Genomic DNA, 13,950 nt, shown 5'->3' with positions numbered 1-13,950 from the left:
CGCCCGGGCGGGCCCACACTGTCCTGTGCCGCACCGCAGGCCTTCCCGAGAGCGAGGTGCCGCCGATGTCCGAGCGGCTCTGCCCCGACGACGAGGGAGCCGGCCAGGAGGCATCCCGCACGACGCCCGCACTGCCCGCCTGGATCGTGTCGCGCCCCCATCTGACGGACCGGCTCGCCCGCGCGGTACGCGGCCGGCTGACGGTCGTCGTCGGACCGGTGGGCGCGGGCAAGACCGCCCTCGCCCTGGAGTGGGCGCACACCCGGCGCCCACCGGGCCCGCTGGCCTGGGTCACCTGCGACGGCCGCGCCGAGCAGCCCGCCGTCTTCTGGCCGCGGGTCACCTCGGCCCTGCGCGACGCGGGCGTGCGGGTCCCCGACGCCGTCGCCACCGGCGAGGGACCACTGCTCGTCGCGGCGCTCGCCGCCGAACTCAACCGGCGCACCGAACCGGTGGTACTGCTCCTCGACGACTTCCAGCCCGCACCCGGCTCGCCGATCGCGGACGGCGTCAGCAGCCTGCTGCGGCACACCTGCGGCGTGCTGCGCCTGGTCGTCCTCGCCCGCCGCGACCCGCCGCTGCACCTGCGCCGCGGCCGGCTCGCCAGCGACCTGACCGAACTGCGCACCGCCGACCTCGCCTTCGACGACCGGGAGACCGCCACCCTGCTCGCCCAGCACGGCATCGACGTGCCCAAACAGACCGTGAGCGTGCTGCGCCGGCGCACCGACGGCTGGGCCGCGGGCATCCGGCTCGCCGCGATGTCCATGGAGAAACTGGAGCGGCAGGGCGAACCCGAGCGGTTCGTCGACCGGTTCGCGGGCGACGACGAGGCGGTCGCCAGCTATCTCATCGAAGAGGTCCTCGACCTCCAGCCGGCGGCCACGCGCCGGCTCCTGCTCACCACCAGCGTCCTCGACCGGGTCAACGCCGAACTGGCCACCGCGCTCTGCGGCGACGACATCGGCGGGCACTTCGCCGACCTCGTCCGGGAGAACTCCTTCCTGCACCCGCTCGGGCACGGCTGGTACCGCTGCCACCAGATGTTCGCCGACGTGCTGCGGATGTGCCTGCGCCACGAGACACCGGGCCTCGTCGTCCCGCTGCACCGCCGCGCGGCGGCCTGGCTCGGCGCGCACGGCCGCCTCGCCGACGCCGTCGGGCATCTGCTCGCCGCCGACGACCGGGACCTGGCCGCCGAACTGATCGTGCGGCATCTCGCGATCGGCCAGGTCCTCGGCCTGTCCAGGTCCCCGCTGCCCGACGACCTCACCCGCAGGGCCCCGCAGGAGCCGGGGAGCGCCGGCCGGCCCGAGCCGGTCCTGCTCGCCGCCGCCGTCGCCCGCGTCCGCGACGACGACCAGGCCTGCGGCCGCCACCTGGCGCTCGCGGAGCTGCTGCTGACCGAACTCGCGCACGACGGCCCAAAGCCCGGCAGCCAGGCGCACGACGGCCAGGAACACGCCGCCCACGGCGACGAGGCGGCGGCCGACCGCATCGCCCGCTGCCGCCTCGCGCACGCCGTGATCCGGATGGACCGGCTGCGCGCCGACGACCCCGAGCAGGCGTACGCCGCCGCTCTCGAAGTGGAGGAGATCGGGCCGCTGCTGCCGCACGCGGCGCTCGCCCAGCACCCCGAGATCCCCGCGCTCACCCTCGCGGTGCGCGGTGCCTACGAGGTCAGGGCCGGACACCTCAAGGCGGCGGAGGCCTCCCTCACCGGCGCGCTGAAGGCGGCGGGCGCCGCGGGCAACGGGGCGCTGCGCCGGGACTGCCTCGTCGAACTCGCGCTCCTGGAGGCGGTACGCGGCCGGTTCCGGGCCGCCGACGAGCTGGCCGCCCACGCCACCCAGCCGCCGCTGCCCAGCTGGTGCGCCGCCGAACGCTCGCGGGCGGCCCTGCACCTGGTGCGCGCCTGGGTCGAGCTGGCCCGTGGCGAACCCGGCCGGGCCCGGCACGAACTCGCCCGCGCCGACACCGTGCTGCGGACGTCGCCGGACACGTTCCTCGCCGAGCTGCGGGCCCTCGCCGCCGGCGTCGCCGCGGCGGTGGAGCGGGGCGGCCCCTTCGGCTGCGGCCCGAAGGTCCTGGACGAGCTGGTGCACTCCGCCCGGCTGCCGGTGACCGTGCTGCGCACCGTGACCCCGGCCTGCGCCTTCGTGCTCGACGCGGCCCGGCACGGCCGCACCAGGGGCGCGGCCGTGCCGGACGGCGCGGGCGGACGGCCCGCCCGTACGGAGCAGTTGAGCCCGCGCGAGCGCGACGTGCTGGACCGCCTCGCCCAGATGATGACCACCGAGGAGATCGCCGCGGAGCTGTATCTCTCGGTGAACACCGTCAAGACGCACCTCAAGAGCGTCTACCGCAAGCTCGCCGTGACGCGGCGCTCGGCCGCGGTGCGGCGGGCACGCGAACTCCAGATCCTGTGAGCACCACGTCCCGAATGCTGTCGGTCACGTTCCGCCCGGCCCCCTGTCGCGTGGTCCCGGGCGGGGCCCGACCAGGCCCAGCTCACGGCCGCGCTGTACGGCCTCGGCCCGGGAACTGGCACCCAACTTGCGGTACACGGCGCGGACATGACTCTTGACCGTGTTGTGCGACACGTACAGCAGGTCGGCGATCTGTCGTAGCGACACCTCCTCCTGGAGTCGGGCGAGTACCGCCAACTGGCGTCCGGTCAGCGGCTGGACGGGCGACGCCGCCTGCCGCGGGGGTTCCTCGTGCGGGAGCGCCGCCAGCACGGCGGCCGCCTCGTCGACGAGGATCACGGCGCTGCGTGGATCCGCCACGGCGCCGGCGACTCTGACCAGCGTGCCCGCGACCCACACCAGGCAGGCCGTCACGGTCGGGCCCGGCGCGGAGCCGGATCTGGGCAGTCGCTCGTACAGGACTGCGGGCATGCCCCTCACCTCCCCATGTGGAGGGCACCACCTCCACGGTGAGGGGCGTCACCGCGGTCACGAAAGAGGCTTGTCGGTCTGTTCGGCGGAGACCCTCCACGGGGCCGGCCGCTCAGGCACAGCCGTCGGGCAGCCGGCGTACCTCCAGCAGCTCCAGACCGAGAGCCTGGATGCGGTCGAGGATCCCGAACAGGGCGGCCTGGTCGAGTCCGGAACCCACCAGGACCGTCTCGGACGGGCGCAGCACGACGGTCAGCTCACCGAACGCCGAACGGAAGGCGTCACCGATCCTGCCGCGCACCCGGATCTCGAAGTCGCCCATGCCGACACCTCCCGTACGACGGCTCGGTCATCGGCCCTCGGCCATTGTCGCGACGGCGTGCGCGGCGGCATCACCTCGTGCGGGTGACGGTGGCGCGGGCGCGCGGCGGGATGCTCCACAGGCCATGCGAACCAGTACCGCGCGAACCAGTACCGCGTGACGAGAAGGGGAGGCGACATGGCCGCGCACATCTCACCGGGCCCCGCCCCGGGCTCCGGCACACCCCCACAGGAACCCCACGTCGGTGCGATGGCGCTCGGCGGAGTCGTCTTCGCCGTGTGCGTCCTCGGCGTCGTCGGCGGGTTCCATCTGATCTCGGGCCTCTCCGAGGTCCTGAACGGCCACTACTACCCGGCGCAGCGCGACTACGCCTTCGACTTCAGCGCCACCGGCCGCGGCTGGGTCGAGATGGCCACCGGCGCTGTGATGCTCGGCGCGGCCTTCGCCCTGTTCAGCGGCAGCGCCTGGGCCCGTGCCGTCGGTATCGTCGTCGCGGGCCTGAGCGCGCTGGAGAACTTCTTCTTCACCCCGTACCACCCGGTGTGGTCGGCGATCATCATCGTGCTCGACGTGCTGGTGATCTGGTCGCTGGTGGCCTACGGGCGCGCGGAGGCGCGCAAGGTCTACGCATCTCCGATGTAGCCGCGCGACGCGCGGGCCGGTGTCAACCGTGGCGCGTCAGGCCCAGTTCGGCGATCGTGCGCCAGTCGAGGGCGGGCCGTTCGCGGTAGCCGCCCGGGCGCCGCCGGGGCACCACCACGCGCAGCGCGCCGGCCCGGACCTCGCAGCGCACGGGAACGGGCAGCCGCACCGCCTCGCCGTCGATGCCGACGGGCAGATCCGCCCGGTCCGCCTCGACGGTCACCGTGGTCGCCCGCGCCCGGGCCAGCCCGGTCGCCCGGCCGCCCCGCAGCAGCCCGGCGGCCTGGGCGGCGCTGGTCACGCGGACCCCGACACAGCCGAGGACGCCGCCGTCGATCCGGCTGCGGCGGCCGAGGCCCGCGATGTCCCGTTCGCCGTAAGGGTTGTTGCTGACCAGCAGCGCCTGCGGATCCTCGAAGGTGTGCTCGCCCGCGTGCGCGGTCAGCCGGGCGCCACGGTGCCCGACCAGCAGTTCGGGCAGCAGGTCCAGGGTCGTACGGGTCTTGCCGTCCCGGTACGACGGGCTCTGCACCACCTCCGCGTACGCCCCGAACGAGACGTTGTTGACGAAGGGGCGCCCGCCCGCCCGGCCCAGGTCCACCCGCAGCTCCACCCCGTCGCGCAGCGCGTCGAGGGCGGCGGCCGGGTCGTCGCGGTCCAGTCCGAGGTCGAGGGCGAAGTGGTTGCGGGTGCCCGCGGGAACGACGAGGAACGCCAGGCCGAGGTCGGCGGCGACCTCGGCGACCAGGGCCTGGGTGCCGTCACCGCCGGCGACGCCGAGCAGATCGGCGCCGCGCGCCGCGCAGGCGCGGGCCAGGGCCGAGACGTCCGTCACGCCGACCGTCTCCAGCAGCACCACCTCGGCACCCAGTTCGTCCGCCCGCTCGCGCAGCCCGAACCGCGCCACCTTCCCGCCTCCGGAGCGCGGATTCATGATCAGCACGGGGTGCCGGAACTCCGGCGCCTGCCGCTCGCGCATCGGGGCCGCGGCCGCCGGTCGCGCGAGCGCCGCCCGTCCGGCGGCCGTGGCCGCCAGCCACAGCGCGCCCGACACCAGCACCACCCAGAGCAGGCCGGCCCGCACATACGCCACGAGCACCCAGACGGGCGCGGCGAGCGCGAGCAGCACGGCGAGGTAGCGCACCACGCCCCGCCGGCTGACGATCCACCACACGGCCGCGAGCGTGAGGACCACACCCGCGAGCCCCACGCCGAGCAGCGCGAAGGTCCGCAGCCCGGCGAACACGCCGAGTACCACCAGCGCCGCCACGGCGCAGAGCAGACAGGCGCGGGCCAGCCGGCGCCGCCGCTGAAGTTCTTGGATCTCCGGTTCCATGCCGGGCAGTGTGCGGCCCCCGGGCCCGCCGTTCCTCACCCCCGGCAGGCGACACGGCGGCAGACCTCACACGGTCGGGGTGACGCACCGGGACCCGGCCCGGTCCAGTGTCGGCGCCACCGGCGGCCGCCGGACGGGGAGCCGCGAGGGGAGCACGTCATGGACGACACCGGAACGACCGGAGCGACCGGAGCGACCGGAGCGACCGGATCGATCGGCATGAACGACGCGACGGACGCGATCGGCTCGGGGGGCAGGTCCGGCACGGCGCGGAGCACGCACGACCCGGCCACCCCCGCCGAGCGGGCGGCCCGGGGCAGGAGCGCCCGCTCCCGCGTCCCGCGCTCGGCCCACGGCGAGTTCGCGCCGCCCGCCGACCGCCCCGACCCCGTCGACGTCCTCGAACGGCAGTCGGCCAGCCGGCTCGCCGAGCTGGTGCCACTGCGCTACGGACGCATGACACAGTCCCCGTTCCGCTTCTACCGCGGCGCGGCCGCCCTCATGGCGACCGACCTCGCGGCCAGTCCGGCGACCGGTCTGCGGGCCCAACTGTGCGGCGACGCGCACCTGTTGAACTTCCGGCTGCTCGCCTCGCCGGAGCGGCGCCTGATGTTCGACATCAACGACTTCGACGAGACGCTGCCGGGCCCCTGGGAATGGGACGTCAAGCGCCTCGCGGCCAGCCTGGTCATCGCCGGGCGCGGCAACGGCTTCGGCGCGGCGCAGCGCCGCCGGGTGGTGCGGGCGACCGTGGGCGCGTACCGCCGGGCGATGGGGGAGTTCGCCGGGATGCGCACGCTCGACGTCTGGTACGCGCGCATCGACGCCGACGAGCTGTACGCGAGGCTCTCGGCCCGGATCGACCCGCGCGCCCGCCGCCGGATGTCCGCCGCGCTCACCAAGGCCCGCACCCGTGACCACATCCAGGCCCTCGACAAGCTCGCCCGGGTGGTCGACGGCGAGCTGCGCATCGTCCCCGACCCGCCGCTGATCATGCCGCTCGACACGCTGCTGCCGGGCGTGGAGCGCAAGCACCAGGAGGATCAGCTGCGGGAACTGGTCGCACGCTACGCCCGGTCGCTGCCCGCCGACCGGCGGGCGCTGCTGGCCCAGTACCGGGTCGTCGACATGGCGCGCAAGGTCGTCGGCGTGGGCAGCGTCGGCACCCGCTGCTGGGTGATCCTGCTGCTCGGCCGGGACGCCCGCGACCCGCTGCTGCTCCAGGCGAAGGAGGCGCAGACGTCGGTCCTCGCCCCGTTCGCCGGCGCGTCCGGTCTCCTCAATCAGGGCGAACGCGTCGTCGTGGGCCAGCGCCTGATGCAGGCGGCCGGTGACATGTTCCTCGGCTGGGAGCGGGCGGAGGGCATCGACGGACGCCAACGCGACTTCTACATCCGCCAGTTGCGGGACTGGAAGGCGATCCCGCAGGCCGACCTGATGAGCCCGGACGTCATGCGCCTCTTCGGCCGTACCTGCGGCATCACGCTGGCCCGCGCCCACGCGCGCTCCGGCGACCGCATCGCGATCGCCGCCTACCTGGGCCGCTCCGACGCCTTCGACCGGGCCGTCGCCCGCTTCGCGGAGGCGTACGCGGACCAGAACGAACGGGACTTCGCGGCGCTCACGGCCGCGGTGAAGGGAGGACGGGTCCAGGCCGAGCAGGAGGAGCCGGAGAAACCCGGTAAGCCGAACCAAGTGGGTAAGTCGGGTAAGCCAGGCAGGTCGGGTCGGGCGGCCGGACCGGGCAAGCACTAGGGCCTGTCTTCAAACTCCCCTCTGCCCCGCGACGCCTGGCACGCGCCCCCACCCTCGAACCGGCTTCGCACGGCTCGGGCGGGAGGTACCCCCTTCGCCGCACCGGGCACAAGGCCAAGTACGTCCAGTACGAGGCCTTGCACCCGGCGCACCGAGAGCACGCACCAGACGCCGCGGGGCCGCCCTCCGGGCGACGAGGGGAGTTTGAAGACAGGCCCTAGGACTTCCGGCAGACGCTCTGGCGGACCGCGGGTTCCGTCCACCGCCGCACGAACTCCTCCTGCGCCAGCACCCGCCCGATCGCCACGCCGGCCACCACCACGGTGAAGAACACGATCAGCCAGGACAGCAGGGTGAACACCGAGCCGAGCGGCCCGTACCGCTGCTCGCTCACCCGCAGCGCCCGCGGCAGCCAGACCCCGGACGTGACGCAGAAGGCGACCACCCCGCCGCCCGCCAGCAGCGCGCCCGGCAGCAGCGGCAGCCACGGCACCCGGCCCGCCAGCAGCAGATGCTGCGTCCACCACCACATCAGGACCGACTCCACCGCCTGGAGCGTCACCCCGAGCACGGCCCCCGCGCCGAACGCCCGGTGCATCGACCCCTGCAACACCAGCAGCGCGATCCACACCGCCAGCCACAGCGCCCAGCGCCATGCCACGTACCGCACTCCGGAACGCGGCAGCTCCCAGGCGCGTTCGCACAGCCGTTGCAGGGCCCGGGTGAACGAGGTCGCCGAGAGCAGGGCCACGAGCAGGCCCACGGCGCCCCAGTTGTAGAACGACTCGTCCATGCCGCGGGTCAGCACGTCGCCGTCCGCCGCCACGGGCCCGCTCGTGCCGATCAGCGTGTGCAGCGACCGCCGCATCTCGTGCCGTACGGGCGCCGGGCAGAGCGAGGCGACGGCGATCAGCATCGGCAGCGCGGCGAGGAACGCCTGGGCGGCGAGGCGCGTCGCCATGTCGAGGACGGTGACCCGGACGAGCTGCCGCCCGATGCGGGCCACGAGCGGCCGGGCGGCTTCGGCGATCGCCATGACGGTGACCTCTCCTGGCAGGACACACTCCTGCCGGACACCGTGCGCCGCGCCGGAGCGCACCGCGCCACCCGGCACGGGCGAGCGCGCGTACGCGAGTCCCCGAACCGTCAGGCTGCGTCGCGCGCGACCTTGCGCGCCCACAGGACGAGGGGGACCTGGAGCGGTACCCGGGCCCGCATCGCGTTCCGCAGCGGTGCGGGCCGCTCGTTCCAGTCGGCGGCCATCTTGATGTTCGCGGGCACGACGGCGACGAAGAACGCGGCCGCGGCGCCGGCGGCGCGGGCCCGCGTCCTGGGCAGCGCGACACCGGCCGCGAGTGCCAGCTCCACGGCGCCGCTGGCGTACGTCCAGGCGCGCGGTGAACCGGGCAGCGAGCGCGGCACCATCGAGTCGAACGGCTTGGGCAGCAGGAAGTGGGTGACCCCCGCCCCGGCGAGCAGACCGGCGAGGAGCTGGTGGGAAGGTGCGCGGCGCAAAGGGGCCTCCTGGGACGTCAGCGACTGCCGAGCGATCTTACTTACTGGTAAGTAAGAAAGTCGAGCCCCAGGGGCGGCGCGGCCGAGTGGCGTCGAGGGCCCGCTTCGCGCGCCTGCCGCGGAAGCGCTTCGTTTTCCGGATGTTTACCCGCCAGGTTTGGTCGCACCATTCGTTTTGCGGGCTGCGCGGGGGAGTGCCGCTCGTGATGATGGGGGAGGGAGGAGCCGAGGGAGCCGGTCGGCGGCTCAGGTCTTTTCGGTGCCGGTTGCGGTTGCGTGCCCACGGGTGTGCCTGAGAGGTAGTCGTGATGGTGACGGACATGGAACTGGCCGCGCTGGCCGTGCGGTTGACGGAGGAGGCCAGTTCCGAGCCGCTCGACGTGGGCAGAGTCCTGGCCACCTTCGTCGAGGGTGTCCGGCGGCTGGTCGGAGTGCACGGGGTGGGAGTGCACTACGCGCAGCCCGGCGACGCGTCCGTGCGGACGGAGGGGACCGGCACGGAACTGCGCGCGCTGACGGCCGATGCCGCCGCCTGGGAGGAAGGCCCCGGCCACGAGGCGCGTACCGCGGGCCGTTCGCTCGTCGAGCTCGATGTGACGGTGCGTCCGGCCCGCGTGCGCTGGCCCCGCTGGGTACCGCGCGCCCGGGCCCTCGGGCTCACCCGGGTCACGGCGCTGCCGCTGTCCGACGGCGGCGCCACGGTCGGGGCGCTCATCCTGTTCGGCGGCCCGGAGCGGTCCATGGACGGGGCGGCGCTGAACAGGGCGCGCGCCCTCGGCGGGGTGGCCACCGACATGCTGTCCCTGGTGCGCGAGGTGCAGCGCAGCCGTGCCCTGGTGGCGCAGTTGGAACACGCCCTGATCAGCCGGATCGTCATCGAGCAGGCCAAGGGCATGCTCTCGGTCCGCCGGGAGGTCACCGTCGACGACGCCTTCGGCCTCCTGCGCAACTACGCCCGTTCGCACCGGCGCAAGATCGCGGAGATCGCCGCGGACATCACCGAGGGTCGTGCGGATCTCCACGCGCTGTGAGCCGGAATCCCTGCGCGCCTCCCGGTCGTGCGGTTAACGTGGACCGTCAGATGGTCATATGACGGCATGCGTGAGCGGACCGCGCCCGAATCGGGGTCGAGCTGGTGAGCGGCAAGCCTGGAGGGCCGATCGAGACGCGTACCCAATCGGGTCACGAGGCGCAGAATCTGATGCAGGAGGCCTACGGGCGGGAGTTCCGCGCGTCGGACGTGTCCCGCAGCGGGCAGTACCTGATGCGGCATTTCGATGCCGATCACTTCGAGTACCGCGAGATGGTCCTGCCCGCCCCGCTCGACTTCGTCAAGGAACCCCAGCACGACCTGGTCGTCGTACGCGTCGCCGGGGGCCGGGCCCGGCGCACCTGCGGAAGGGAGCACGGCACCTTCGGGGCGGGCGACATCTTCCTCGGCCATGTGCCGTCGCGGCCCTGCTCCGGACGCACGACGGACCTGTACGCGTCCGCCATCACGCTGCCCGGAGAACTGCTCGCGCAGGCCGCGGCCACCGTCGATCCGCGCCACGGCCGCCCGCTGCGCTTCACGAGCCTCACCCCGGTCGACCATCAGCACGCCGCTCACTGGGACCGCGTCCGCGCCTACGCGCGCAGCGTCTGCGAACTCGGCGCCGAGGCGATCCCGCTGATCGTCGGCCCCCTGGCGGGTCTGCTGGCGGGCGCGGTCCTCCAGGTGTTCCCCAACACGGTGGTCGGCCACGAGCCGTCCCTGGCCGACACGCGCGACGCCACCCACTCCACCGCCGTCCGCGCCACGGCCTACATCGACGATCACGCGCACACCGACATAGGCCTCGCGGACATCGCCGACGCCGCTCAAGTCACGCCCCGGGCCCTGCAGTACGCCTTCCGCCGACACCTGGGCACCACACCCATGACGTACCTGCGACGTGTCCGCCTCGCCCACGTCCACGCCGCGCTCAAGGCCGCCGACCCCCTCGCCGGCGCCACCGTCACCCGGATCGCCGCCCAGTGGGGCTTCCTGCACCCGAGTCGCTTCTCCGCCGCCTACCGCGCCGAGTACGGCCACGCGCCCCGGGACACGCTGCACGGCTGACACGCCTCAGGGAACGGGCCGTTGATAGACGGAGTCGAGCGCGAGGTGCGCTCCTCCGCGCGCCGCCGCCGCGAACCCCAGTGCGGACAGGCGCACTTCGCAGCCGCCCGCCCGGGGCGCCATCACGCGCGTACGGAGCATCTCGCGGAGCCGGTCGAGGAACAGGTCCCCGATGTACGTGAAGTAGCCGCCCAGGACGATCAGTCGAGGGTTGAGGACATCGGCGAGGAGGGCCAGGCCGAGGCCCAGGTCGTGCGCCACCCGGTCCAGGGCCTCCGCGGTGCGCGGATCGCCTGCCTCGGCGCGGCGGCGCAGGTCCGCCAGACGGTTCTCCAGGGCGATGTCGGGATCGTGCAGCGGATCGCTGCCGCGCGCCGCGAGCCGCAGGATGGCGTCGAGGCCGACCATGGTCTCCCAGCAGCCGTGCCGGCCGCAGACGCACGGGTTGCGGGCGGGGTCGAGCGGCATGTGGCCGACCTCGCCGGCGAACCCGTCGGCGCCGCGCAGCAGCCGCCCGTCGTTGACGATGCCGGCTCCGATGCCGCGCTCCCCGGTGAGGGACAGCATGTCGCGGACGCCGGAGCCTCGGACCTGCGCGTACTCGGCCAGCGCGGCCAGCTTCGCGTCGTTGTCCAGGGCGATCGGCGGCAGCGTCCCCGTACCGGCCCGCTCCAGGCGCGTCCGCAGTGCGTCGGCCACGGCCACGTCGCGCCAGCCGATGCCAGGAGCGAAGCTCACGGTCGCCGACGCGCGGTCGACGACGCCCGGCACCGCGAGCGTCAGACCGACCGGACGCAGCCCCTCACCGCTCAGGACCGACAGGCAGTCGGCGATATGACGTGCCGTCAAGTCCAGTGTGGCCTCGGGGCCTTCGTCCTTGACCGCGAGCGGCACCCGATGCCCGTAGACCGGGGTGCCGTCGAGGGCCAGGGCGAGAACGTGGACGTAGCTCGTGCTGATCTCCACACCGACACCGCAGAGGCCGCCGCCGTCCAGATGCACCAGCGTGCCCGGGCGGCCCACGGCCCCCTCGCGCTGCGCGGGTCCCTCACGGACCAGGCCGAGCCCGACGAGTTCGGCGACGAGACTGGTCACCGTCGGCTTCGGCAGCGCGGTGTCCGTGGCGATCTGCGCGCGGGAGCGCGGGCCGCTGTCGCGCAGCAGACCCAGCACCGCGCCGAGATTCGTGCGCCGGATCGAGGGCCGGTCCCGGGTGCCGGAAGGCTCCGCGGGTGCGGTGTGCGACGCAGGCGCCGTACCGAGATCGGTCACTTCGTGCTCACCCATGTCCCTTCCTCGGCCGCCACCGGTGCCGGAGCCGTCGCCTCCCATGATGGCAAGTCCGCTGCCGGGCCGTCCGGTTGAGGGGAAGCGATGCGGTCCCGCGGATCGCTTGACAGCCCCTGCATTAGTTCGGATTCTAGTCGAACTAAATCACGCCACGTGGTGCACGCTCTGCCAACCCCCACGGTCAGAGGAGCAGTTGTGTCCGTTCGTCCCAGAATCAAGGCAGTCTGTGCGCTGGCCGCGGTGAGCGCGGTGCTGCTCGGCGGACTCACCGGCGGGCCGGCGTCCGCCGCCGACCCCGAATACACGGTCTCCGTCGGAGCCAAGGGTGCGTGGAGCCACCCGGACGACAGTCCGGCCGCCCCCTACATCGACAAGGACGGCACGTTCCACTACCAGTCCGCCCACGCTCTGTACGGCGCCGACGACCCCCGGGAATGGACGTTCTACCAGGGCGCGGACTTCGACTCGGCGACCAGGGACGCCGGTTTGAGCGACGCCGTGAACCCGGCGAACCCGGACGACCGCAACGACGACACCACCTGGCGCTGCGACAACAGTCCCACCGGCCGAGAGGCCACCTTCGCCCCCGACACGTCGAGCTATGCGCGCAAGAACTACTGCGACCTGATGGGCGTCTGGGTCGACCCCGACTCGGGCGACTGGTACGGCCTGGTCCACAACGAGTTCACCCCGAGCCCGTTCGACGACGGGCTGCACTACGACGCGATCGACTACGCCGTCTCGACCGACCAGGGAAAGACGTGGGACATCAAGAGCCACGTCCTCACCTCGCCCTACAGCACCGACAGGGGCGACGACGCCGCGTTCCCGCAAGAGACCTACTCCTACGGCGACGGCGACCCGCGACTGTTCGTCGACACCGCCTCCGGCTATTTCTACGTCTACTACAACTCCCGCGTGATCCCGAAGGGCGGTGTCCCCGGCGGCTGGACCGACGGCAGCCTGGCGCACGTGGCCCGCGCCCCGATGTCCGCGAAGATGGCGCCCGGATCCTGGCGCAAGTGGTACGACGGCGCCTGGTCGCAGCCCGGACTCGGCGGCCTGGAGAGCACCATGGAGCCCGTCGACACCGACCACCCCACCGGGTACACGCCCGTCGGGCACGACTACGACCCGGACAACGCGGGGTCCGTCGCCGAGCAGCAGGCCGCCGGTGAACTCCCCAAGAAGTCCGACCTGTTGACGATGAACATCGCCTACGACGCCCACCTGGGCCTGTACATCGGGCAGCCCGAGGCCGTCGTGCAGGACTCCACCGAACCGCAGCGCTTCTACGCCACCGACGATCTCGCCACCCAGAAGTGGCGGCTGCTCGGCGACACCGGCGACTACAAGTCCGGCTCCTGGTACCGCTGGATGCTCGACTCGGTGAACAGGACCGGCTCGACGGTCGTCGGGAAGACGTTCCGCAGCTACTGCTCCTTCCAGTGCTCGAACGGCGCCGACGGCGAGTACTACGAGACCGTCATCGACACCGACGCCCCGGCCGCCCCCGTGACCTCGGGCAGGGCGTACACCGTCGCGAGCGGCGACGGCCGCTTCCTCACCCAGGTGTCCGGCAGCACGAGGACCACCTCCGCGGCGGACGCCGGGAGTTCGGGCCTCGGCCGCTGGGTCTTCACCTCCGACGGCGACGGCTCGTACCGCATCGCCAACGCGGCCACCGGCCGGCTCCTCGGGGTCGACGCCACAGGTGATGCCGGACGCGCCTGGGGCGCCGCTCCCACGGTGACCGCGGCGCCGGCCGGCGGCCCCACCGTCGGACAGCAGTGGTTCGTCATCCCCTCCACCCACCCCGACGGGACGCCGGCCGGAACGTACCGCCTGGTCAACCGCTACAGCGGACTCGTCATCGGACTCTCCGCCGACCCGGACCGCACCGCCGAGACCACCCCGGTACGTGCCTGGACGGACACCACCGCAGGGCCCGTCGGCGACGCCCGCACCGCCGCCGAACAGGCCCTCACCCTGACCGCCGCACCGGCGGCGCACCGCCACTGACCCCACCTGCGGTACCTGCGTGTGGGGTGTTAGCATCGGGGGAGGACCGCCCCCAAAACGAAGACGG

12 protein-coding genes are annotated in these 13,950 nt (G+C 73.5%); 6 read left to right on the top strand and 6 right to left on the bottom strand.

The genetic code is table 11. The features are described from left to right. Positions 1-65: 65 nt before the first annotated feature. Positions 66-2,429 (top strand): LuxR C-terminal-related transcriptional regulator, encoded by a 2,364-nt coding sequence (locus ACFVDP_RS04950; protein ID WP_383483300.1) that lies wholly within the window; start codon positions 66-68, stop codon positions 2,427-2,429. A 24-nt stretch (positions 2,430-2,453) separates the two neighbouring features. Here the strand turns inward: ACFVDP_RS04950 and ACFVDP_RS04945 are convergent, their stop codons facing one another. Both ACFVDP_RS04945 and ACFVDP_RS04940 read right to left on the bottom strand, forming a co-directional pair. Beyond that, positions 2,454-2,900 carry a LuxR C-terminal-related transcriptional regulator gene (locus ACFVDP_RS04945; protein ID WP_383483297.1) on the bottom strand — a complete coding sequence of 149 codons (447 nt, stop codon included), beginning with the start codon at positions 2,898-2,900 and terminating at the stop codon, positions 2,454-2,456. A 112-nt stretch (positions 2,901-3,012) separates the two neighbouring features. Then, entirely contained in the window at positions 3,013-3,222 is a 210-nt protein-coding gene (locus tag ACFVDP_RS04940; RefSeq protein ID WP_383483294.1) for a hypothetical protein, read from the bottom strand. Positions 3,223-3,399: 177 nt separating this feature from the next. Here ACFVDP_RS04940 and ACFVDP_RS04935 point away from each other — a divergent pair, with 177 nt between their 5' ends. Continuing rightward, positions 3,400-3,864, top strand: coding sequence for a hypothetical protein (locus tag ACFVDP_RS04935; protein WP_383483292.1), 465 nt, complete (start codon positions 3,400-3,402; stop codon positions 3,862-3,864). Between the two features lie 22 nt (positions 3,865-3,886). On the opposite strand, the gene ACFVDP_RS04930 is transcribed toward ACFVDP_RS04935, so the two are convergent. Further along, on the bottom strand, positions 3,887-5,200 hold the full coding sequence (locus tag ACFVDP_RS04930; protein WP_383483289.1) for a diacylglycerol/lipid kinase family protein: 1,314 nt from the start codon (positions 5,198-5,200) through the stop codon (positions 3,887-3,889). Positions 5,201-5,419: 219 nt separating this feature from the next. On the opposite strand from ACFVDP_RS04930, the gene ACFVDP_RS04925 reads away from it, so the two are divergent. Further along, positions 5,420-6,955: a DUF2252 domain-containing protein gene (locus tag ACFVDP_RS04925; protein ID WP_383484341.1), complete on the top strand. Its 1,536-nt coding sequence runs from the start codon at positions 5,420-5,422 to the stop codon at positions 6,953-6,955. A gap of 217 nt (positions 6,956-7,172) precedes the next feature. Here the strand turns inward: ACFVDP_RS04925 and ACFVDP_RS04920 are convergent, their stop codons facing one another. Both ACFVDP_RS04920 and ACFVDP_RS04915 read right to left on the bottom strand, forming a co-directional pair. Continuing rightward, positions 7,173-7,991 (bottom strand): YhjD/YihY/BrkB family envelope integrity protein, encoded by an 819-nt coding sequence (locus ACFVDP_RS04920; protein ID WP_383483286.1) that lies wholly within the window; start codon positions 7,989-7,991, stop codon positions 7,173-7,175. Positions 7,992-8,101: 110 nt separating this feature from the next. Further along, positions 8,102-8,470 (bottom strand): hypothetical protein, encoded by a 369-nt coding sequence (locus tag ACFVDP_RS04915; protein WP_383483283.1) that lies wholly within the window; start codon positions 8,468-8,470, stop codon positions 8,102-8,104. A gap of 308 nt (positions 8,471-8,778) precedes the next feature. Between ACFVDP_RS04915 and ACFVDP_RS04910 the strand changes: the two genes are divergently transcribed. Next, positions 8,779-9,501, top strand: coding sequence for an ANTAR domain-containing protein (locus tag ACFVDP_RS04910; RefSeq protein WP_383483280.1), 723 nt, complete (start codon positions 8,779-8,781; stop codon positions 9,499-9,501). A gap of 170 nt (positions 9,502-9,671) precedes the next feature. Next, positions 9,672-10,571: a helix-turn-helix transcriptional regulator gene (locus ACFVDP_RS04905; RefSeq protein WP_383483277.1), complete on the top strand. Its 900-nt coding sequence runs from the start codon at positions 9,672-9,674 to the stop codon at positions 10,569-10,571. Between the two features lie 6 nt (positions 10,572-10,577). Here ACFVDP_RS04905 and ACFVDP_RS04900 read toward each other — a convergent pair whose 3' ends face one another. Next, on the bottom strand, positions 10,578-11,858 hold the full coding sequence (locus ACFVDP_RS04900) for an ROK family protein (RefSeq protein WP_383483274.1): 1,281 nt from the start codon (positions 11,856-11,858) through the stop codon (positions 10,578-10,580). Positions 11,859-12,056: 198 nt separating this feature from the next. Here ACFVDP_RS04900 and ACFVDP_RS04895 point away from each other — a divergent pair, with 198 nt between their 5' ends. Then, positions 12,057-13,883, top strand: coding sequence for an RICIN domain-containing protein (locus ACFVDP_RS04895; protein ID WP_383483272.1), 1,827 nt, complete (start codon positions 12,057-12,059; stop codon positions 13,881-13,883). Positions 13,884-13,950: the final 67 nt, after the last annotated feature.

Origin of the sequence: Streptomyces sp. NPDC057694 (genome assembly GCF_042799415.1) — a bacterium.
In the GTDB taxonomy this organism is placed as follows: domain Bacteria; phylum Actinomycetota; class Actinomycetes; order Streptomycetales; family Streptomycetaceae; genus Streptomyces.
The sequence above is the reverse complement of the archived record's forward strand: the minus strand, read 5'-3'. Positions and strand labels throughout refer to the sequence as shown.